18 protein-coding genes are annotated in these 22,229 nt (G+C 45.0%); 9 read left to right on the forward strand and 9 right to left on the reverse strand.

Features of this window, described 5'->3' with window-relative positions:
• Window positions 1-703 precede the first annotated feature (703 nt).
• The gene (locus ACQKNS_RS09420; RefSeq protein WP_427642322.1) at window positions 704-1,144 is read right to left on the reverse strand and encodes a CoxG family protein; all 441 of its coding nucleotides are present in this window, start codon (window positions 1,142-1,144) and stop codon (window positions 704-706) included.
• Window positions 1,145-1,660: 516 nt separating this feature from the next.
• On the opposite strand from ACQKNS_RS09420, the gene ACQKNS_RS09425 reads away from it, so the two are divergent.
• The gene (locus tag ACQKNS_RS09425) at window positions 1,661-3,118 is read left to right on the forward strand and encodes a protein adenylyltransferase SelO (protein ID WP_427642324.1); all 1,458 of its coding nucleotides are present in this window, start codon (window positions 1,661-1,663) and stop codon (window positions 3,116-3,118) included.
• 79 nt (window positions 3,119-3,197) lie between these two features.
• Here the strand turns inward: ACQKNS_RS09425 and ACQKNS_RS09430 are convergent, their stop codons facing one another.
• Window positions 3,198-3,626, reverse strand: a complete 429-nt coding sequence (locus ACQKNS_RS09430) for a MarR family winged helix-turn-helix transcriptional regulator (RefSeq protein WP_427642326.1) — start codon at window positions 3,624-3,626, stop codon at window positions 3,198-3,200.
• Window positions 3,627-3,747: 121 nt separating this feature from the next.
• On the opposite strand from ACQKNS_RS09430, the gene ACQKNS_RS09435 reads away from it, so the two are divergent.
• A complete protein-coding gene (locus tag ACQKNS_RS09435) occupies window positions 3,748-4,335 on the forward strand; it encodes an NAD(P)H-dependent oxidoreductase (protein WP_427642328.1) in 588 nt (195 codons plus the stop codon).
• A 346-nt stretch (window positions 4,336-4,681) separates the two neighbouring features.
• On the opposite strand, the gene ACQKNS_RS09440 is transcribed toward ACQKNS_RS09435, so the two are convergent.
• The 7 genes from ACQKNS_RS09440 to nikC all read right to left on the reverse strand — a co-directional run bounded on the left by ACQKNS_RS09440 (window position 4,682) and on the right by nikC (window position 11,424).
• The gene (locus tag ACQKNS_RS09440) at window positions 4,682-6,010 is read right to left on the reverse strand and encodes a sodium:solute symporter family transporter (protein WP_427642330.1); all 1,329 of its coding nucleotides are present in this window, start codon (window positions 6,008-6,010) and stop codon (window positions 4,682-4,684) included.
• Window positions 6,011-6,013: 3 nt separating this feature from the next.
• On the reverse strand, window positions 6,014-6,712 hold the full coding sequence (locus tag ACQKNS_RS09445; RefSeq protein WP_427642332.1) for a response regulator transcription factor: 699 nt from the start codon (window positions 6,710-6,712) through the stop codon (window positions 6,014-6,016).
• Window positions 6,709-7,476 carry a sensor histidine kinase gene (locus ACQKNS_RS09450; protein ID WP_427642335.1) on the reverse strand — a complete coding sequence of 256 codons (768 nt, stop codon included), beginning with the start codon at window positions 7,474-7,476 and terminating at the stop codon, window positions 6,709-6,711. Before ACQKNS_RS09450 ends, ACQKNS_RS09445 begins: the two co-directional genes overlap by 4 nt.
• 88 nt (window positions 7,477-7,564) lie before the next feature.
• Window positions 7,565-8,554 (reverse strand): ABC transporter ATP-binding protein, encoded by a 990-nt coding sequence (locus ACQKNS_RS09455; protein WP_427642337.1) that lies wholly within the window; start codon window positions 8,552-8,554, stop codon window positions 7,565-7,567.
• Window positions 8,554-9,576 (reverse strand): ABC transporter ATP-binding protein, encoded by a 1,023-nt coding sequence (locus tag ACQKNS_RS09460; protein ID WP_427642339.1) that lies wholly within the window; start codon window positions 9,574-9,576, stop codon window positions 8,554-8,556. Before ACQKNS_RS09460 ends, ACQKNS_RS09455 begins: the two co-directional genes overlap by 1 nt.
• 12 nt (window positions 9,577-9,588) lie before the next feature.
• Window positions 9,589-10,509 carry a nickel ABC transporter permease gene (nikB, locus tag ACQKNS_RS09465; RefSeq protein WP_141994078.1) on the reverse strand — a complete coding sequence of 307 codons (921 nt, stop codon included), beginning with the start codon at window positions 10,507-10,509 and terminating at the stop codon, window positions 9,589-9,591.
• A gap of 12 nt (window positions 10,510-10,521) precedes the next feature.
• Complete coding sequence (gene nikC / locus ACQKNS_RS09470; RefSeq protein ID WP_427642342.1) at window positions 10,522-11,424, reverse strand: nickel transporter permease; 903 nt, start codon at window positions 11,422-11,424, stop codon at window positions 10,522-10,524.
• Window positions 11,425-11,634: 210 nt separating this feature from the next.
• Between nikC and ACQKNS_RS09475 the strand changes: the two genes are divergently transcribed.
• The 7 genes from ACQKNS_RS09475 (at window position 11,635) to ACQKNS_RS09505 (ending at window position 21,898) form a co-directional block, all read left to right on the forward strand.
• Window positions 11,635-13,191 (forward strand): glutathione ABC transporter substrate-binding protein, encoded by a 1,557-nt coding sequence (locus ACQKNS_RS09475; protein ID WP_427642344.1) that lies wholly within the window; start codon window positions 11,635-11,637, stop codon window positions 13,189-13,191.
• A 67-nt stretch (window positions 13,192-13,258) separates the two neighbouring features.
• On the forward strand, window positions 13,259-14,767 hold the full coding sequence (locus ACQKNS_RS09480) for an amidohydrolase family protein (protein WP_427642346.1): 1,509 nt from the start codon (window positions 13,259-13,261) through the stop codon (window positions 14,765-14,767).
• 1 nt (window position 14,768) lies between these two features.
• On the forward strand, window positions 14,769-16,268 hold the full coding sequence (locus ACQKNS_RS09485; protein ID WP_427642348.1) for a chlorohydrolase family protein: 1,500 nt from the start codon (window positions 14,769-14,771) through the stop codon (window positions 16,266-16,268).
• 100 nt (window positions 16,269-16,368) lie between these two features.
• Entirely contained in the window at window positions 16,369-17,934 is a 1,566-nt protein-coding gene (locus tag ACQKNS_RS09490; RefSeq protein ID WP_427642350.1) for a glutathione ABC transporter substrate-binding protein, read from the forward strand.
• 165 nt (window positions 17,935-18,099) lie between these two features.
• Window positions 18,100-19,347 carry an amidohydrolase family protein gene (locus ACQKNS_RS09495; RefSeq protein WP_427642351.1) on the forward strand — a complete coding sequence of 416 codons (1,248 nt, stop codon included), beginning with the start codon at window positions 18,100-18,102 and terminating at the stop codon, window positions 19,345-19,347.
• Window positions 19,348-19,370: 23 nt separating this feature from the next.
• Window positions 19,371-20,621, forward strand: coding sequence for an amidohydrolase family protein (locus tag ACQKNS_RS09500; RefSeq protein ID WP_427642353.1), 1,251 nt, complete (start codon window positions 19,371-19,373; stop codon window positions 20,619-20,621).
• Between the two features lie 29 nt (window positions 20,622-20,650).
• Window positions 20,651-21,898 (forward strand): amidohydrolase, encoded by a 1,248-nt coding sequence (locus tag ACQKNS_RS09505; protein ID WP_427642355.1) that lies wholly within the window; start codon window positions 20,651-20,653, stop codon window positions 21,896-21,898.
• Window positions 21,899-22,229 lie beyond the last annotated feature (331 nt).

Raw genomic sequence — 22,229 nt, forward strand, 5'->3', positions numbered from 1 at the left:
GCCCTTTACCCTCATTCTGTACTGTATATTTGGCATTGCCTTTATCAGCCTGACTTTACTGAATTAAGCCTATCCTTGAATGGAAGAGGGAAAGAAGACAGAAAAAGGTGGGAGGCATTCTGAAAACATGAATGCTCCACAGCAAGTTTCTGTTCACCTGATTGGGAAAATCATAGATGTAAAAAAAAGCTGCCGAATCACCGGCAGGCTCAAACTGTAGACAAATTCGAAGAAAGCGAGTTTGACTACAGTTTTTTTTCTTTGAAAAACGTGCCAGTTGATTTTAGAAATCCGCCCCCTTTCCGCTGACAGTCTGCCAAGATTCATCAAAGCAAGCGTCTGTGGGGTCTCGTTTTCGGCAGGAGTGTCGCAATTTATTCAATCCAAATGAGGGTTTTATCCATTTAAAAAAGTAAAAAAACATGAAGGATAACCAAGTCTTCTTTAAAATCATGGTTCGGGATGGGAGTTATTCTTTTTAGATAAGTATGAGATTTTCAAACAAGTTTGATGATTTTGGTGATCCTTATGCCATTAAAGCACCCGATTCTGGAGTATTGAAAAAAAGGGGCCATCCTTTTTTGGACAGCCCCCTTTTTACTAATTATAAAATCTCCAGTAGTACATTGGTCACTTCAGAATGTTACCATCTATGTTTGAGAGAAGGTATCTCTAAAATAAATCGGCTTTCAATCTTTGAAAACTATGAGAATACTGCAATTTTACGTGCGATAGATTCTGTTAAACGAGATGCTACTTTTGGAACGGCCCATTTAATAATCGGTGTTAACACCGCACCAGATAATCCGCCTGCATGGACTTCCACCGTACAAGTCATTAGTGTTTTACCATTAACATCTTCTGCAGTGAAGCGACCGCTTCCTGTGAAATTATCGGATAAACCTTTTAGTTCAAACTTAATATTTGAAGGTTCATTCCATTCGGTAATATCTACTTGCGCTTGTATTGTCTTTTTAATACCTTTCACACTACCTTCAAATGTCCAAATAGATTGCTTATCATTTATGATTTCATGTTCTTTATAGGCTGGTACTGTCGTTGCCCATTTTTCGAGATCACTGACATAATCCCAAACTGCTTGTACGTCTGCTGGAACTACTACAGTATGCGTTCCCGTTGCCATTTTGATCCCCACCTTCACTATGTATGAATTGTAATTTACATTTCTACAAAATAATTATTACATAAAAAGCATAAACTTACACACTATTTATACATGGCTTTCCTTCTTCCAATCCTCCACAATCAACTTGTTCATTAGTGCCCCTTTAAATTCAGATGTTCTTTCCTTTTCCTATAAAAACACCCCTTTAGATAAACATCCAAAGGGGACACTTAATAGCTTAGTTGCCAATTATGAAACAATAGTTTTTTTCATTTTCGCCGAAATATAATGTGTGACATTATATAAAAACAGTTAGTTTTGGAATTCCGCTTTAGAGTATCGTTTTATGAAAACCTGGGAGTCATCATGGATTTAATGCTACTTTAAAAGAGCCATTTTTATGAAGAAACGGTATAATTAATTGGCAGAAGTAGACATTAATATGGACTGCAACTGAGTTTTATCGTGTGTTTTAATATGAATCTTGAGGGAAAGAACATGTATACAAAAGTCAAAATAAGAAAAGGAGAAACCATGTCTAATGAAACAGGATGGAATTTAGACAATAGCTATGCGCGTCTTCCGGAAAAGTTTTTCACGAGCACGAACCCGACTCCTGTACGTTCACCGGAGTTAATCATTCTGAATGAACCTTTGGCGGATACTCTAGGTTTGAACGTTCAAAAGCTTCAAAGTGAAGATGGCGTGGCGGTGTTTGCCGGAAACGGGGTTCCCGAAGGTGGTTCGCCTCTTGCCCAAGCATATGCTGGGCATCAATTCGGACATTTTAACATGTTAGGGGACGGCCGGGCGATATTGCTTGGCGAGCAGGTCTTGCCAGAAGGCGGGAGGGTCGATATCCAGCTGAAGGGCCCAGGAAGAACGCCATACTCCCGCGGGGGCGATGGCCGGGCTGCACTTGGACCGATGCTGCGGGAATACATCATCAGCGAGGCGATGCACGGACTCGGCATTCCTACCACCCGAAGTCTGGCAGTTGTGACGACAGGTGAAACGGTAATCCGTGAAACCGGGCTGCCTGGTGCCATCATGACCCGTGTGGCATCGAGTCATCTTCGTGTCGGAACCTTTCAATTCGCTGCAAAATGGGGCACGCTTGAGGAACTCCGGACACTTGCCGACTATGCCATTAAGCGTCATTTTCCGGACATTGAAGCCGATGAAAGCCGTTATCTTTCGCTGCTGCAGGAAGTGGTCAAGCGTCAGGCTGAGCTCATCGCCCAATGGCAGCTGGTTGGCTTCATTCATGGGGTGATGAACACCGACAACATGACGATTAGCGGGGAAACCATCGACTATGGCCCATGCGCCTTCATGGATGCCTATGACCCTGCAACGGTATTCAGTTCAATTGATAGACAAGGCCGCTATGCCTATGGCAACCAGCCGATTATTGGGGGATGGAATCTTGCGCGATTCGCTGAGTCCCTATTGCCGCTGTTGCATGATGACCAGGATCAGGCCGTTACACTGGCCCAGGATAAGATTTCTGTTTTTAGCGATCTGTATCAAGCTAATTGGTTAGCGGGAATGAGGGCGAAGTTGGGGATATTCAATGAAGAGACCCAGGATGAAGCCCTTATTAATGGCATCCTCAGTATGATGAAGAAGCATGGTGCCGACTATACCAATACGTTCCGTGCTTTGACCTTTGATAAAGTGGAGGACACGGTCCTTTTCGGGACATCTGAATTCGCTCAGTGGCAAGAGCTTTGGCAGGCGAGACTGGGCAGGCAGAAGGAATCGAAAGAATCTTCGGCACAGTTGATGCAGAAAAGCAATCCGGCAGTGATCCCACGGAACCACCGGGTGGAAGAGGCTTTGGAAGCGGCAGTGGAACAAGGGGACTACAGCGTGATGGAACGGTTTTTGGATGTTCTTGCAAAACCATATGCACACTGCGAGGAACAAGCTGAATACGCCGCACTGCCTGAGTCAACAAAGCCATACCGGACCTTTTGCGGTACCTGATTATAATGGAGATTATGAAGGAGCTCCCGAAATTGAAGTGGATTCTTTGTCTACTTCATCTCGGGAGCCATTTTTTTATTTAGTAAAAAAGTTTTGTTTGAAGAATGTCCAGGGCACGGTCGATATCCGCTAAATCTTCCTTTGATGCATGTTGCAGCCGGCTTTGGAAACGGGATTCCACGATTGCAAAAGCCTCGTTCATCATCATTTCCCCCTCTTTGGAAAGGCGGATATATTGTTTCCGTCTATCTTCCGAATCACTTATTTTTTTAATTAAATTCTTTTCGCTTAATTTTTTCAGTTCACGGCTCGTGTTAGGCATGGAGATGTGCTGACAGTCACTGATTTCACTTGGTGTGACAGGCTGACTGACTGTTATATATTCAAGGATTTTATATTGTACCGGCGTGATGGAATCGGATTTGGCGTTTTGGGTCAATTCGTGTGTCACTTGATGTACGGAAGTTGTAAATGCGACCATTTTTTCAAAAAGAGCTTTTTTGTCCATAACTTTCACCTCTTTAGTGAAGATATCAAAAGTGTTATCAAAATACAATTATCATTTGACAACAAAAAGGAGGTGTTGTTATATTATTGTTATCAATTGATAAGTAAAAAGGGGGTACGTCATGAACGTGCTGGTCATCTACACATACCCAAATCACAAAAGCTTAAGCCATGCTTTTTTAGAAAAAGTCATCAAGGGCAGTAAGGAGAATTCGAACATAAAGGGGCTGCAGGTCTTGGATTTATATGAAGAGGGCTTTAATCCGCTCCTGGAGTTCAATGAGCATAAAAGAAGGCGTGATATGCATCGTGATCCTCAGCTTGAAAAATATAGAAATCAAATTACCTGGGCCGACAAGATTGTCTTTGTTTATCCAATCTGGTGGGGGAGGCCTCCGGCCATGCTGATGGGATACATTGATCAATTATTTTCCGCGAATTTTGCTTACAGGGATAAAAAGGGAGTGTTCCCAGAGGGTCTTCTAAAGGGAAAGTCGGTCGTATGTGTGTCCACGATGAAGGGACCTGCAAAGTATCCGCTTCTCTGGTTGAATGATGCGCATAAAATTTTGATGAAAAGAGCGTTATTCAATTTTGTCGGAATCAAAAAAGTGAAGTTTTTCGAATTCGGTAATATGGAAAGCCCAAAGGGGAAACAGTCTCAAAAGCTGGAAAAGGTTTATCGGTATTTCAGGAAGGTGGCAAGCTAAGTTTTAGTGGGATTCCAGGCGTAGACAAACTAGTGATAATTGGTTTTGCAAACGGTTTGTTGATTTCCGCTCCAGGCACTCGCTTTCCGCGGGCGGTCCGGGAGCCTCCTCGGCGCTTTTGCGCCTGGGTCTCCCTTGGACGCGCTTTTCCAGCAGGAGTCTCGCACCTTCGGTTCAATTAACTTTGCTTTGAAATATAGTTAATACCCCTATACTGTCTTGATCTATAAAGATTAGGCTTTTTTTATTTTGTGATATGGACACCTCTGAAAAACTCGGTGCCAAATACACGCAGAGGTTTTCAGAGGTGTTTGTTATGTAACCACTTTGCCATCCGCCTTCTTGATCAATCCCGTTTTGTTTTCACGGGCCTCCATTTTTTCTTGATGAGGGTAAAGATCATGCAAATCACCAGGATCGTCAATGAAGCCAATCCGCTGAACCAAATGCTTTGGAATTCACTTACATAAGGCTTGATGATGTATGAAGCCACAATGGCCAGGACCGCGCTTATCGGTATGTAATCCGCGACTTTCCCCTTGCTGAATACGATAACCAGGATTGGGGCGAGCAATGCCGAGTATATATTGCCTGAATAAAATAAGAGCTCCAATAGGTTTGGGGAATAGAAGAGTGTAGCAACGAAAATCAATCCTCCAATACAGATGGAAAGCAGGCAGGCCATCCTTATTTTTTGCTGGTCGCTTTTTTTTGTTTGTAATGGTCCAAGAATATTGGCTACGATCAGGCTTACCAATGAATGCAGGCAGGCACCGAATGTTGAGGTGATTGCACTGAAAGCGCAGAGCACAAAAAGGATGAAAAAGAATGGTGTCGTTATTTTGTTTGCCAATCCAGCCAGGATCGAGTGTATATCAGTGAAGCCGCCCGTAAAGATAACCATGATGAACAGGGATGAAAAGGAGAGCGGGAATATGATCCAGATCAGGCCGGATAAAGAGAAGGTTAAGGGGACCTTTTTCATTTCCAACATGAATAATCGCTGCCATGATGTCAGGTCAAAGAAAAACTGGCCGAACCCGACAATAAGTCCTGCAAAAAGAAAACTCCATAAATCATACTTATTGATTACGAGCATGTATGGATGGTATAAACGAATCCCATCATAAACAGGCTGAATCCCTTCCTTGACGAAAAAGTATAAAGGAATCAAGATTACCGCGGCAAACATGAAGATGACTTGAAATGCGGCGAATCCATGAATGAGCTTTAACCCGCCGAATCCAGCATAAAGGACACAAAAGCCGAAAAAAAAGAACAATCCGACATACAGCGGGGTATCGAAAAGAAACTGACATAGGGTGGACGCAGCCATTCCCTGAATGAATAAGATGTGTAAACTGGTTATGACCAGAATCACGATCAATATCCAATATCCAAGGGGATGAAGCCGGGCTTTTAAATAGTCCCCGATGGTCAACCCCACGGGGAAATCCTGCCGAACCCTCTTCCCGATGAAGCTGAACATGGACAGGGCGATCGCTCCCATCAGGGCGTATCCAATCCCTCCGAAAACTCCATACTTCACCATCGATTCGGGGGAGGATAATATCGTGGTTCCTGTCACCCAGCGTGCCAGCAGGGAGATGATCCCTAAACCCATCCCGATTTGAATGGGGCCTTGAACGTATTCTTGAAATGTACGTGATCGCAATGTTCATTTTCCTTTCTCGCGGAACTCCTTGGGCGTGATTCCCTCTATCTTCCGGAATAACGTGCTGAAATAATGCTGGCTATTGAAACCCGAGTTTTCAGCGACGTCTGATATGCTCCAGCTGGTGTTATTGGTCAAGGCCCTTTTAGCGGCCTTTATTCTATAGTGCATTAAATATTCCGAAAAGGAAGTGCCGACTTCTTCATGGAATTTCCTGCTTAAATAAGTCGGATTGGTGTGCACTTCACGAGCGATGTCCGAAAGGGAGAGTTTTTCGGCATAATTTTCGTGAATGAATGAAAGGGAATGGTGAATAAGGGTTGAATAGTTTTGAGACGATTCCCTTTTGTCATACTTGGCCAGGACTTTATGCAAATCACTTTCTATGACGGGTTTCGTTAAATAATCAACCACGCCTATCCTGATGGATTGCTGGGCATAATCGAAACTTTGGTGCGCGGTCACCATTATGATTTCGACTTCTTTGTTCAGTGCCCTTAGGTCTTCACCAAATTCAAGACCAGATCGCCCCGGCAGATTAATATCAAGGAAAGCGAGGTTGATTTTATGATTTTGGTTGAGGGTCAGTGCCTGACAGGCATCAGCAGCTTTGTGAAACGTCCAAAAAGGGTATAAGGATTGAATCATATATTCCATTTGTTCAAGGACCAATGGTTCGTCATCGACTAATAATACATTCATTCCGGCTCCGCCTCCTCCAATTTCTTATCAAAAACAAGTGGCCATGATACCTCTACCTTAGTTCCCGATTCATTAGAAGCTATATTCAATTGCGCACGGTCATTGAAATACAAATATAAACGTTTTTGGATATTATCGAGTCCATGGCCGCCTTCGTCCGTAACGGAAGATTCATTTCCCATTAATCCATTATCCGCCACTTCCAGATATACCATCTGTGAATCCAGATAGAACCGGATATGCAGCAGGGCTTCCCCCACTTTTTTTTCCAATCCGTGTTTAAACGAATTCTCCACCAATGTCTGGAGGATGAAGGGCGGGACAAGTGCGTTTGATAATCGTTCCGGGCACTCCATGTCAATCTTGAGCCGATCACCGAAGCGAAGGGTCTGGATGTCGAGATAATGTTGGGTATACTGGATTTCCTGGGAAAGGGGGATCAATGGTTCTGATGCTTTATATTTGAATTTCAGGAATTGTGAAAATGCCTCCAATGCCCGTATCAATTCAGCTTTCCTGTTCAGGCGGGCCAAGCCCAGTATGACATTCAGCGTATTGAACAAAAAGTGTGGCTGGATTTGCTGGTTCAATTTATTATACTGTGCTTCTTGCAGTGCTTGCTCCAGGCGGATCTCTTTGTTTTTATTTTCAAGAAGGTCAATCCTTTTCTCGAATATGAATAGAAATAAAAGAGCGATAGCCCCCATGATGGGAGCTAAAATGAAGAGCATGATAATTAATGTGAATCCTTCGTAACTTAGCATGGAGAACCTCTGCTGGTTATATTTTTAAATAACTTGAATGATTCTGTTTATTAATATCTTACTAAAGACCTCTTCGGAAATCTACAGCTTATGACACGATGTGACAAGCCACTTGATGATTTTGTGCCGATCTTTTTAGTTCGGGCAGCTGTGTTTTGCAGATATCCTGAACAAAAGGGCACCGTGTATGGAAGCGGCAGCCGCTTGGAGGGTCGATGGGTGAGGGGACATCGCCCGTCAATAGGATCCGTTCCCTTTCATGCACAGGATTCGGTACTGGGATGGCCGATAGCAATGCCCTTGTATATGGATGCTGCGGCTGTTCGAAAATGGACTTTTTATCGGCTATTTCGACTATCTTTCCGAGATACATGACCATTACCCGATCCGAGATATGCCTGACCACGCCTAAATCATGCGAGATGAAAAGAAAGGTGAGGTCGAACTGGCGCTGTAAGGATTTTAATAAATTCAGCACTTGCGCCTGAATGGAGACATCCAGTGCAGATACAGCTTCGTCACATATGATCAATTTTGGGTCCACTGCAAGAGCCCGCGCAATGCCGACCCGCTGTCTCTGGCCGCCGCTGAATTCATGCGGGTATCTTTCCATGGATTCCGGTCTCAGACCGACATGTCCCAATAATTCCTCAATTCGGCTCTTTCGGTTTTCTTTAGGCACTACATTTTGAATGGCCAAAGCTTCCCCGAGAATTTGGCCGATCGTCTGCCTCGGATTGAGGGAGGCGAATGGGTCTTGAAAAATGACTTGCAGATCCTTCCTGGTACGCCTCATTTCTTTTTTTCCTAAACTCAGTAAATCCTTATCCTGAAAGTGAATGCTCCCGCTTGTTGGTTCATCCAATCGAAGGATGGCCCTTCCGGTAGTCGACTTTCCGCAGCCGGATTCGCCGACGATGCTTAAGGTCTCGCCCTGATGGATATCGAAGGTGATGTCATCAACGGCTTTAACATGATTGATGGTTCTTCCGAAAAAACCGCCCTTGATCGGAAAATATTGTTTCAATTGGTCCACTTTAAGCAGAACCTTTTTCTCTGCAGCAGGTACTCCCATCATTACATTCCCACCTTCTCTTGAGCGTCATATTCCTTCTCCCATTGGGGTGTGAACATCCAGCAGCTGACCTCGGTGCTTGGCCCGATAGCTTGGAGATCCGGTACGGCCCGCTCACAGATGTCTCTCGCATGTGCACAGCGGGGAGCGAAGCTGCAGCCCTTGGGCATGTTGTAAGGACTTGGAACGGTCCCGGGGATTGTAGTCAGTTCTTCCTGGTCCATGTCCAGACGCGGAAGGGAGTTCAATAAGCCAATGGTGTATGGATGTTTTGGGTTTGTGAATATTTCCTTGGCCAAAGTGTATTCGACGATTTTTCCAGCGTACATGACGGCAACCCGGTCACAAGTTTCGTATACGACACCCAAATCATGAGTGATCAAAATGACTGCCGTCCCGAAATCCTTTTGCAGCGTCTTGATCAGTTCGAGGATTTGAGCCTGGATCGTCACATCCAGTGCTGTTGTAGGTTCATCCGCTATTAAAACCTCAGGATGGCAGGCAAGTGCCATGGCGATCATGACCCTTTGCCTCATTCCGCCGCTTAGCTCATGCGGCTCCTGTTTTGCCCTTTTTTCGGGTGAGGGGATGCCGACGAGCCGAAGCATGTCGACCGCTTTATTCCATGCTTCCTTTTTTCCCAGCTTTTGATGGAGCCGGATCGCTTCCGCAATTTGCTCGCCCGCTGGATATACAGGATTCAATGATGTCATCGGTTCCTGAAATATCATCGAAATTTCATTCCCGCGTATGGACCGCATCTGTTTTTCAGACTTCGTAAGCAAATCCTCGCCTTTAAAAAGGATGCTGCCACCGGCAATCTTGCCGGGTGGCGATGGAATGAGCCTTAATAATGATAGAGATGTTATGCTTTTCCCGCTTCCCGACTCCCCGACGATTCCAAGCGTTTCCCCTTTATTAAGGGAGAAACTGATTCCGTTGACTGCTTTACTCGTTCCTTCGTCAGTGAAAAAGTGGGTCTGCAGATTTTTTACCTCCAGAATTTTATCATCAACCTGTTTCATCATCATACCTCCTTAGTTCAAGTCTATTCTTTTGTTAAAGTATCGATAGAGGACATCCACTGCTAAATTCATGAATACGAAGATAACGGAAGCAATGAGGACCCCGCCTTGGACCATCGGCAAATCCCTCGTTCTGATTGCATCGACTATCAATCTCCCAAGTCCATTGATGGCAAAAACGGACTCTGTCAAAACAGTGCCGCCAAGGAGTGCGCCGAACTGGAGGCCAACGACTGTAATGACGGGGATAAGCGCATTTTTCAGGCCATGTTTATAAATGATGATGTATTCTTTTAATCCCTTGGCTCTTGCGGTCCGGATGTAGTCCTGGCGAACGACTTCAAGCATGCTCGACCTGGTCATCCTTGCGACAATGGCCGCTCCGCCTGCCCCAAGGGTTATGGCTGGGAGTATCATGTGCCTGAAAGTTCCCCAACCTGAAACCGGAAACAAATGAAGGTTCACGGAAAAGAAGTAGATAAGCATGAGGCCCAGCCAAAAACTAGGTAATGAGATTCCCAGTAAAGCAACGATCATGATGGAAATGTCAGCTGCCGAGTATTGTTTGGTGGCCGAGATGATTCCTGCAATCATTCCAAGCACGACGGTTATGAAAATGCTGGCAAGTGCCAGTTCAAGGGTGATGGGCAAGCGGACCATGATTTCGTCCAAAACAGGGCGGCTGCTGCGGAGTGATTCCCCGAAGTCGCCTTGAACGGCATGGAGGATATAGTCGACATACTGATAGAGGATTGGACGATCCAAGCCAAGCTCATGCCGCAGCGATTCAATCGTTTCTTTAGTTGCTCCTTCACCAGCAAGCAGTGTTGCCGGATCTCCAGGGACCATTTGCATGATGAGGAAAACAACAAGACTCACTCCCAGTAAAACCGGTATGGTTTGAAGTACCCGTCGGATAATAAATACGAACATTTTCTCTCCTCCTTATTTTTTCATTCTTGGATCAAGGGCATCTCTTAGTCCATCCCCGAAGATGTTGAATCCAAGTACCAGTGTTGATATCGCTATCCCCGGAAACAAAGCGATGTGGGGGGCGCTGAACAAATAATCCCGGCCGCTGCTCAGCATCGCTCCCCATTCTGGCGAGGGCGGCTGGGCTCCAAGTCCCAGAAATGATAATCCGGCTGCGGACAGAATGGCCGTTGCCAGACGTAATGTGGCTTGAACGATGACTGGTGATAGAATATTCGGAAAAATATGCTTGCATATGATCGTGATGTCAGTGGCACCCAATGCACGAATGGCATCGATATATTCCAGCTTCCTTACTGACAATGTGGAGCCGCGTACAATCCGGGCAAACATCGGTATGGAAAAGACGCCGACCGCTACCATTACATTGATTAAACTTGGACCAAGGGCACTGATGATGGCAAGAGCAAGCAAAATTCCCGGGAAAGCCAGCAGAACATCGACAATCCTCATGATGACGGTATCGATCCATTTTCCGTAATAACCGGCTGTTAACCCGAGGAGTATGCCAATGAACGCCCCGAAGAATACAGAGACAAACCCGACCGTTAATGAAAGCCTTGTCCCATATAATAATCTGCTTAAAATATCCCTTCCCTTATCATCCGTACCCATCAAATGTTCGGCTGACGGAGGCTGGAGTTTGTTGACTAAATCAATTTCATACGGATCCTGCGGTGAGATCAAAGGTGCAAAGATAGCCAATAAAATATAAAAAAGTACGATGTACCCGCCTACCAATGCCAATTTATTTCGTTTGAATTTTTTATAAAAAGCCTTCCAGTGTCTTAGTTTCGGAGATTTTCTTTCGTTTACATTCAATTCGGTATTATTGATTACGACCTCTGGCTTCATTGGACTTCCTCCTTTTCTTTCATTCAATTTATTCAAAAAAGGAATTGAAGTAAATATGATGCGGAAAAGCAGTAAAGATAATTTAAAAATGAGTAAAGATTCTGAAAATATAAAATTCCGTTTTTTTTTATAATTTACATTAAGCCCGATGTACCCGTAGCTGAAAGTTACTTGGAGAAACAAAGGGAGGATGAAAAGGGAGGAAATAGAATGAGAAAAGGTATGATTGGGTTGCTTTTTGCCTCTTTATTAGGCATCTCATCCATTTTATCAGGGTGTGCAACAGAACAATCCGGAAGCAAGGAAACAGAGGAAAAAGCGAAAGAAGGAGGAACGCTGATCGTCGCGCGATTATCTGACGCGACCACCTTGGACCCTCATTTCATAACAGACATTCCATCTGCAAACGTCATTTATGAAAAGGTTTATCAAACATTGGTCGTTCCTGACAAAAACATGAATCCTAAACCGCTCCTCGCAAAAGAGTGGAAACAACTGGATGATGTCACGTGGGAGTTCAAATTGCAGGAGGGAGTCAAGTTCCATGATGGGGCACCATTCAATGCTGAAGCGGTGAAAACCAATTTCGACAGGATACTGGACCCGGCAACAGCTTCGCCGCAGGCTGGTAAATTGGAAATGATCAAAGAAATTAAAGTCGTTGACGAAACGACCGTACAATTCAAGCTGAAATATCCTTATGCTCCGCTGTTATCGATTTTAGTAAGTAATGAAGGAAGCATCATCAGCCCCAAAGCCATTAAGGAAAATAGTGACAAATTGGCTCAAAACCCCGTCGGTACAGGACCATTCGTCTTTAAATCGTGGAAGCCTGGTGAAGAAATCACACTTTCGAAAAACAAGGAATACTGGGGGGATAAGCCTAAGATCGATGGGGTCGTATTCAAGGTTGTCCCTGAAGATGCCACAAGGATTGCGATGATTGAAACGGGTGAAGCACATGTGACAGATCAAGTGCCAGTCACGGAGATTGATAGGATCGAAGCGTCGGGCACGATGGATTTATATCGCACGGAAGGACTTGCCGTTGAATACTTAAGCTTCAATGTTAAGAAAAAACCTTTTGATGATGTACGGGTCCGCAAGGCGGTCGCTCATGCCATCGAGGTGGATTCCATTATCAAAGGGGTTTATAACGACGTCGGTACGAGGGCAAGTTCAACAATGAGCCCAAAGGTGTTTGGTTATGATCCGGATATAAAAGGCTACGACTATGATATTAATGAATCGAAGAAGCTCTTGACTGAAGCAGGGGTCAAGGATGGTTTGGAGTTTACATTGACGACGAGTGATCGCAAGGAAAGGATCAATATGGCCGAGGTGATTCAATCCCAGTTAAAAGGGATTGGAATCAAGGTCAAGATTCAAGTCCTTGAGTATGGGGCTTACATTGACGCGACAGCCAAGGGTGAGCACCAGGTAACGATAGGCGGCTGGGGCAATGCTACCGGGGATGGAGATTATAATCAATTCAATCTTTTCAATACTAAATCCCAAGGTGCTGCGGGAAATAGTGCATTCTACAGCAACCCGGAAGTGGATAAATTGATTGAAAATGCACGTAAAGAATCGGATGGCGATAAACGTAAGGAACTATATTCGAAGGCGCAAGCCATTGAAAGGGAAGAAGTACCATATGTTCCTATCCGTAATTATGAACACTTGGCCGTATATGGCGAAACGGTTAAAGGACTTTGGCTGAATCCGGCCAATTATTTAATGCTTGATGATGTAACCGTGAAGTAGGAATTCATCACAAAAAGGAAGGCAGCATAAGGACGTTATGCTGTCTTCTCAATTAGGAGGGGAAAATATGATAGATTTACTGCTAATCCATGGGACCGTGATAACCATGGATCAAGATAGGAGAATTCTCCCGGATGGCGCCGTCGCCATACATCAAGGAAGGATTTTAGCCGTTGATTCCACCGAAAAACTGAAATTGCAGTATGAGGCTGTAAAAGTCATCGATTGCAGCCATCAATGCATATTGCCGGGATTGATAGATGTTCATGGGCATGGGGGTCATTCCATGTTCAAAACGATCGCAATGGAGAATATTGATTTTTGGATGCCGATCATGACGAATGCGTATAAGCATTTTGTTACAGATGACTTTTGGTATTACGAAGGAAAGCTATCCTCCCTTGAGAGATTGAAGGCGGGCGTGACGACTGGAGTGAGCGTGTTAGGATCCATGCCGCGTTCCGATGAACCGATTTTTGCCATCAATCATGCAAAAGCATACGCCGAAGTGGGGATCAGGGAAGTGGTATGCACAGGTCCTTGCAATCCCCCATGGCCCCATTCATTCAGCCGGTGGGTTGACGGAAAGAGAGTGGTGAAGGAAGTTTCTTATGAAGAAGTGTTACAGGGGGCGGAAGCTGTAATCGAGGCGCTGAACCATGCGAATGAAGACCGCACGAGAGCCTTCATAACACCATTTGTCATCGTGACATCCGTGGATCCCTCCAATCCCACATCTCCTGACAGGCTTTATGGTCTGACTGATCATGACCTTTATCAGGCGAAGAAAATAAGGGAGATTGCCAGGAAATATAACACACGCATTCACTCTGATGCCTTTGGCGGGATGGTTCATTTAGCGATACAGGATAAGGAAAATGCCCTATTGGGTCCAGATGTCCATTTACAGCACTGCCGGGGCATTTCCTTCGATGAGGCAAGAATACTGGCTGAAACAGGTACCAACGTCAGTGCATCACCTGGATTTGGCCAGGTTCATGCCCGGACCCCGATAACTGAATTATTGGAGATGGGTGCAACTGTGGCAATCTCCACGGATGGGACTTCCCCCTCCACAAGTTTCGATATGTTTCAGGCAATGAGGAAAACACAGTTTGTTCACCAGGCAGCGCTTAGGGACTACTATTATTTACCGCCGGGCAAGCTGTTGGAAATGATTACGATAGATGCTGCGAAATGCATTGGCTGGGATGATGAAATAGGCTCCCTTGAGATCGGGAAAAAAGCGGATGTCATTACGGTCAATCTGCATCAGCCTCATCTGACCCCTGAATTCATGCATGTTCACCGGCTTGTATTTCAAGCAGTGGCGAATGATGTGGAGCATGTCATCGTGGATGGGAAATTGATCATGGAAGGGAGGAATGTACGGACGGTCCATGAAAGTACAGTGCTGGATGAAGCGAATGAGGAGGCCTTTTCAACGATAAAGCGTGCGGGGCTCGAAAAGTACATGCAACCGACGAAATATTTCTGGGGCCATGCCAGGGCATATGTAGATGAAAAGCGATATGACGAAAGAGAAGACGCTGCCGCGATGGTGAAAGGGGAATAAGATGAAAACCAAGCTTAAAGGAAGATATGTAATTGGGTATGATGGATGCGATCATGTCATTTTGGAAAACGCGGAAATCGTTTATGAAAAAGAAACGATTCTGTATGTCGGAAAAAATTATCCAGGTGAAGTGGACGAAGTAATGGATGCCGGTAATGCCATTATCAGTCCCGGGTTCATAGATTTAAATGCATTAGGGGACATTGACCATGATATTTTACATTTTGAAGCCGATGCCGACAGACAGAAAAACCTTCTCTGGTCAGAGAATTATGTTAAAAGCGGACATCCTGAATGGATGACTGGGGAAGAAGAAGCGTTTAAATCACTATATGCTTATTCACAACTCATTCTTCATGGCGTGACGACGGCGATGCCCATTACTTCCGTTTTTTATAAAAGCTGGGCTGAAACCTATGATGAATTGGCAGCTGCCGCAGAGCATGCAGCTGGATTGGGGTTAAGGATTTACCTTGGACCGAGTTTCCAATCAGGAATGAGAGTCGTCCAGCCTGACGGGAATATTAAACTGCATTGGGATGAAAAAGCCGGGGAAGCGGGTTTATGGAAAGCGGTCGAGTTTGTGGGAAAATTCGATGGGGCTTATGAAGGCATGGTCAGAGGGATGTTTGCACCGGAACGTATAGAAACCCAAACGGCAGATCAATTAAAACAGATTAAATATTACAGCGAAAAATTGGACGTACCGATAAAGCTGCATGCTGCACAAGGAAGTTTTGAATTCAACACCATTTGGAAAGCCCATCAAGTTACACCGATCAGATATTTGTACGACCTTGGCTTTCTAGGACCAAGAACAGGAATCCCGCATGCCCACTTTGTTTCAGGATATAGTAAAGCGAAATATGGACAGGGTGATGACTTGGCGCTGCTCCGAGAAACGAATACAACGGTGATTCATTGCCCTCTGATCATCGGGAGGCATGGGGAGGCGTTAGAATCTTTTGCTAAATATAAACGGGCTGGGATCAATATTGCCCTTGGAACGGACACATTCCCTCCTGATATGTTCCAGAACGTTCGGGCAGGCAGCATGCTCTCACGGATGGTGGAAGGAGAAACGGAAGGCTCTGTCTATGCCGATTTCTTTCGGTCAGCCACACTGGATGCGGCCGCTTTTCTTGGCAGGAACGACTTAGGACGCATCGCAGCGGGGGCCAAGGCGGATATCATCGCGATTGACTTGGACGGTTTTCATATGGGGATAATCGATGATCCCATCCGAACCATGTTCGTAAGCGGTTCTGGAAGGGACGTTAAATTATCGATCATAAATGGAAAGGTAGTCATGAAGGATCAAATGATCCCCAATCTGGATTTGACGGAAATCAAATATAAGGGGCAACAATATTTTAAGAAGATGAGAAGAGGATATATGGAAAGAGATTATCAGGAGCTTCCCGAGAAAGAATTGTTTAAGCCATCATTCAAGGTCGTGGAATCGATAAGCGAGACGGAAGCTATCCTTGACAACAAGTAAAGAAAATGAAAAACATAGTAAAGATATTCGAAAAGAATAGTCAGAATATTTACTATAATTAGATAAATGTTCGAAAAATGAAATTGGGAGGTAGAAGACCATGGGGTTAAAACGTGGGACAGGTAAGCTTTTTCTAGTCATGATCATGGCTATCATCATTACGGGCTGTTCGTCTAACAATGACGTAAACACAACGGCAAGTGATCCGAACCGGGCATCAAACGAAGGGGGTACATTGGTCATTGCCCGCTTATCCGACGCTGAGAATTTGGATCAGCAGTTCATGTCCACGATTAACGCCGCTAGCGTCACTCACCATAAAATCTATGAAGGTCTTGTACAACGGGATGAGAATAGTGAGATACAGCCAATGCTAGCAGAAAAATGGAAGCAAATAAATGACACGACATGGGAATTCAAGCTTAGGGAAGATGTAAAGTTTCATGATGGCACGCCATTTAATGCGGACGCAGTAAAAAAGACGTTTGATCGACTATTAGATCCGAAGGTCGCTTCTCCGAGGGCAGTAGTGTTCGAAATGGTAAAAGAGGTGAAACCAGTTGATGAATTTACCGTGCAATTCATTTTAAAGGAACCGTTTTCCCCCCTCCTTTCCATATTGGCGAATCACGAAGGCGGAATCATCAGTCCGAAAACGATTGAAAAGTACGGCAAAAAGATCATCCAGGAACCGAATGGCACCGGTCCTTTCGTTTTTGATTCATGGTCCCCAGGCCAGGAAATCACATTGACGAAAAACGACAGCTATTGGGGAGACGAGCCAAAAGTGGACAAGGTCATCTTCAAGGTCGTCCCGGAAGATTCCACGAGGATATCGATGATTGAAACCGGTGAAGCGCAAATCGCAGAACCTCTTCCCGTAGCTGTCATGGACCAGGTTGAATCTTCACCTGCAATGGATGTTTACCGCAGTGAAGGGTATGGTACCGAATATTTAGGGTTCAATGTCACTAAAGAACCGTTCAAGGATGTAAGGGTCCGCAAAGCCATCGCCCATGCCATTGAAATGGACTCGATCATCAAGGGTGTCTTTAATAATGTCGGCGTGAAGGCGAACTCCTTGATGGGCTCTAAAGTATTCGGTTACAACGAAGATCTAAAAGCCTATGATTACAACCTGAAGGAAGCGAAGAAACTGATGGCCGAAGCCGGATATTCAGAAGGCTTGGATGCAACCATCCTGACAATGGACAGTAAAGAAAGAGTTAACTTGGCCGAGGTCCTGCAATCCCAACTAAAAGGTATCGGGATTAATTTGAAGGTACAGGTGATGGAGTACGGTTCCTTCGTGGAACAAGTGAATAAAGGGCAGTCGGAAATGTTCATCATCAGTTGGAGAAACGCGACCGGCGATGCTGATTATAATCAATATAATCTATTTCATACGGATTCACAGGGAGCGGCCGGCAATACATTCTTTTACAGCAATCCAAAGGTTGACAGTTTAATAGATACCGCCAGGAAGGAAAAAGAAGAAAAGAAACGCAAAGAACTATACGCAGAGGCACAGGAAATCGAGATGGGTGACACCCCGTATATTCCTGTAAGGGTCATAGAAAATGTCGCTGCGGTCGCGAAAGATGTTAAAGGATTTTCAATCAGCCCTTCAGGCTATCTGGAAATAAATGACGTAACGATAAAGTGATGCGCAAATAAGAAGAAAAGGTTCATCCATTAGGGTGAGCCTTTTTCTTTGGCACAATAAGTAAAAATAACATAAAAACGAGTAAAAATTCTGAAATTATTTGTTGATTTTTAGAACTATAATGAAAGTGATGCATATTCAATCTGAAGTGGAAGGGTGAGTTTAATGTCTCAATCATATTGGTTGACGAATGTACGCTTGGAAAATGGTTTTACTTATAATGAAAATGAAACGATCACCGGCACTGAAACCGGAAATTACCACATCAAGATTGAAAATGGAAAAATATCCTCGATTTTATTGGCAAAGGAATCGATAACGGATCAGGACCCGCAGCATGATGTACACGGTCTCCTGATGGTCCCCTCATTTAAGGAAATGCATATCCACATTGATAAAACCTACTATGGCGGTCCGTGGAAGGCTTGCATGCCTGCCATTAATGGCGTGAAAACCCGGATAGAAGAAGAGCAGGTCTTACTGCCCGAATTATTGCCTACCGCTAAAGTAAGAGCGGAAAAAATGCTGGATTTATTATTGGACTTCGGATCTACCCATATACGCACACATTGCAACATTGACCCCGTCATCGGTCTGAAAAACTTGGAAGCCACCATTCAGGCTCTGGAAGGATATAAGGATAAATTGTCGTATGAAATCGTCGCATTTCCACAGCATGGACTATTACGCAGCAATTCCGTCGGATTGATAAGGGAGGCCATGAAGAATGGAGCGAATCTGGTAGGCGGCGTGGATCCCGCCACCATTGATGAAAATATAGAGCGGTCGCTTGAAACGATCATGGATATCGCGGTTGAACACAATTCCGATATCGATGTCCATTTACATGATCCGGATCATCTTGGACTCTTCACGATGCAGCGTCTCGCTTCACTGACGGAAGAGGCAGGCTGGCAAGGAAGGGTCACGGTTAGCCACGCAAGCGGTCTGGCAGATCTATCAGTCCCGGAGGCAACGGGCATCGCCGAAAGGTTTTCGGAAACAGGAATATCGATTACATCCACAGTGCCGATCTTCAGAACGATTCCCATCCCCTTGCTTCATGAAAAAGGGGTGAAAGTCGAATTGGGTAATGACAGCATCACTGATCATTGGACACCCTTTGGCATCGGGGACAATCTGGAAAAGGCCGGACGCCTTGCCGAGAGGTTTCGCATGATTGAAGAGCGTTCCTTAGCGCAAAGCCTGCAATTCATAACAGGAGGGAAGACCCCATTAAACCAAGACGGGGGCAAGGCATGGCCTAATGTCGGGGATGAGGCGAATATCGTGTTGCTTGAAGCCGGCTGTTCTGCGGAAGCGGTGGCTAGAAGGGCAAAACGTGCCGCTGTCATCTTCAGGGGCAATGTTGTCAGCGGATCTATTTCATCTTTTGAGACGACAGGTGTTTAATCTTTTTTAAAGAGAGTGATTTGATGAATGAAGCATACTGGCTTACAAACGTTATACTTGATAGTGGATTTGTTTTTGAGAATGAACGAATTGACCGGTCGAAGACAGCTGCCTACAATATGTATATAAAAAATGGGATCATAAAGGAATTGCAATTGGCTTCAAGTATGCCTTTGAAAACGGATGACCCTGTTCACGACGCGGGAAGGCTGCTTGCACTTCCTCCTTTCAAGGAGATGCATAACCATCTTGACAAGACTTATTTAGGACTGCCATGGAAATCATGCACTCCGGTTCCGAATTTGATCGAACGTTTAAAGTTAGAAGCCAAAGAGCTTGCTGAACTGGCTGAAACCGGTCGGCTCCGGGCTGAACGGATGCTTCAACTATTGTTAAGCGGCGGTGCGACGCATGTAAGGACGCATGTTAACATCGACCCTTACATCGGTATGAAGAACTTGGAGGAGATTCAAATTGCATTGCATCGTTTCAAAGGGAAAATGACGTACGAGATCGTTGCTTTCCCGCAGCATGGACTGTTAAGAACGAATTCAAAAGGATTGATGAGACAAGCGATGAAAGAAGGGGCGTCTTTGGTGGGCGGCCTGGATCCAGGGGGCGTGGATAATAATATAGAAGCTTCCTTATTTGAAATGGTCGATTTGGCCGTTGAATTTGATGCGGATATTGATATTCATATACATGATCCCGGTCATCTAGGTTTTTATACGATCAAGAAACTGGCTTCCTTGATCGATGAAGCAGGGTGGAAAAACAGAGTGGCCATCAGTCATGCTTTTGCACTTGGTGATGTTTCAGCAGGAGAATCAAATGAACTGGCCTGTGAATTATCAAACCTTGGGATAGCCATCATGTCTACAGTTCCGATCAACCGGGTCATTCCGCCGATTGATTCACTGCATGAAAAAGGTGTCCATGTTGCTCTCGGATGCGATGGCTTTTATGACTCCTGGTCACCGTTCGGTACAGGAGATATGCTGGAAAAGGCAGGCCGGTTGGCCGAAAGGTACAACTGGAAGGACGAGTATGCATTGTCCCAATCCCTCCAATTCATTACGGGAGGGGTCAAGACACTGGACCTTGAAGGAAATCGTTTATGGCCGAAAGTGGGAAATGACGCAAGTATGGTTTTTGTGGATGCATCATGTGCTGCCGAGGCGGTTGCCAGGAGATCGAAGCGTGCTGCGGTTATGGTCAATGGAAATCTGGTTTACGGCGGACTCGATCGCGAATCTGCCTTAGAGTCGAATTAAAGATCTATTTTAAAGAAGGGATGAAGATCATGAATACAATCTATTGGTTAAAGAATGTTCGTTTGGAATGTGGTTACCAAAAAGAGAATGAAAGAGTAACAGGAACGATGACCGGGCTATTTCATCTGTTGATGGAGGATGGAAGGATCACGAAGATTGTCAAAGATGGGGAAGCCATACATGATGATTTACCGGTGGAGGATGCAAAAGGATTGCTTGCGTTACCATCCTTCATCGAAAAGCATGTTCATCTTGATAAGACACTGATGGGGGATGTTTGGAGAGCGTGCACACCTTCTTCAAGTGTCATTGAACGCTTTGAAAATGAGAAAAGGGTTCTGCCTTCCATTGCAACAAGCACCCGTCAACGTGCAGAATCTTTACTGGAAATCCTTTTAGCTTCCGGCTCTGCACATGTACGGACGCATGTTGATATTTATCCGGAAGTGGGATTGCAAAACCTAGAGCAGGTACAACAGGCGCTTGCTGGCTATTCTCATAGACTCAGTTCAGAAATCGTCGCATTTGCGCAGCACGGATTGTTGCGGTCCGGTTCTGTCGAGCTTGTCAGGGAAGCATTGCGAAACGGGGCAGGAATCGTCGGGGCGGTCGATCCAGCCACAGTCGATAACAATATTGAAGCATCGCTGGTTCAAATGATGGATTTAGCAGTGGAAGCGAACGCCGATGTGGACTTGCATTTGCATGATCCAGGCCATCTGGGCACATTCACCATGAAGCGTTTGGCAGATCTGACCAAGCAGGCGGGCTGGGAAGGCAGGGTAGCATTAAGCCATGCTTTCGGTATCGGGGACGTGTCCAAGGAAGAAGCCCGTGATCTGGCTGACATTCTTAAGGATGCGGGGATTTCCATCGTCACCAGTGTCCCTATTAACAGGCAGATGCCCCCTGTCGATTTATTACATGAAAGAGGGGTTGAAGTATCAGTAGGAAATGATAATATCTTTGATGTATGGTCCCCTCTTGGGAATGGTGACATCTTGGAGAGAGCAGGAAGGCTCGCAGAACGTTTCAAATGGGTTGATGAAGTCTCACTTTCCCGGGCACTCGGGTATATAACCGGCGGAAAAACCCCATTGGACGAAAAGGGTAACCAGGCATGGCCGAAAGCGGGGGATGCCGCAAGTCTGGTGTTAGTTGACGCAAGCTGTTCTGCAGAGGCAGTTGCCAGGCGTTCTGAACGTAAAGCGGTCATTTACAAAGGAAACTTGGTTTCCGGTTCACTCTATAAACAAAAGCAGTCAATTGAACGGTAAGACTAACCCAAAAAGGATTTCTGGATACTTCCGGATTTCCTTTTTCGTTTTGGTTATGGAACGGCTTCCATGTACTTTTACTTGCTTATGTTATATGCTGTGGAAGTGATTTTTTTTCTATATTGGTTAAGGACCCCCTCCCATGTCATTATCGTTATTTCCCCGATATCGTTTAAACGGACTGGCTTCTGCTTGTCCATTTGCCTTGCAGCCTAAGACAAGCAAACAAATTAGCAGGGAGCCGCAGTCTTTGTTACTATTAATGGTAACGTTATCATATCGCATGCCCCCGTCCGGGGATCGCGTTTATAAGCATGGTGCTCTCTTATCG

This window comes from Peribacillus sp. NPDC094092, from assembly GCF_050279365.1.
GTDB lineage: Bacteria > Bacillota > Bacilli > Bacillales > DSM-1321 > Peribacillus.